Consider the following 471-nt stretch of genomic DNA (forward strand, 5'->3'; position numbering starts at 1 on the left):
GGGCATGGTCCATTTTTTAGAGGCATCCTGGATCGCCAGATAGACGACCTTTCTCGCCGCATCGTCCGTCGGGAACAACTTCCGTTTCTTGATCGCCTTGCGGATCACACTGTTCAAAGACTCAATCGCGTTGGTCGTGTAGATCGCTTTACGAATGTCTTGAGGGTAGTTAAACAGGGTGTTCAGATTTTCCCAATGGGTGCGCCATGAGCGGCTAATTTGGGGATACTTATCGTCCCAGCGCTCAGCAAACTGCTCCAGTGCCTGCAAGGCTTCCTCTTCCGTCACTGATTGGTAAATCAGCTTCAGATCAGCGGTAACAGCCTTGTAGTCCTTCCACGGGACATACTTAACTGAGTTGCGCACCATATGGACGATACAGAGCTGGATCTGTGTTTCAGGGAAGGCGGTATTGATTGCATCTGGAAAGCCTTTCAGGCCATCAACACAAGCGATCAGGATGTCTTTGAC

1 protein-coding gene is annotated in these 471 nt (G+C 50.3%); it reads right to left on the reverse strand.

Annotated elements, in window-relative coordinates:
- The coding region (locus tag IOQ59_RS21065) for an IS256 family transposase (RefSeq protein WP_193955450.1) at positions 1-471 on the reverse strand (471 nt) is incomplete at both ends.

This window comes from Pontibacterium sinense, from assembly GCF_015209595.1.
GTDB lineage: Bacteria > Pseudomonadota > Gammaproteobacteria > Pseudomonadales > Balneatricaceae > Pontibacterium > Pontibacterium sinense.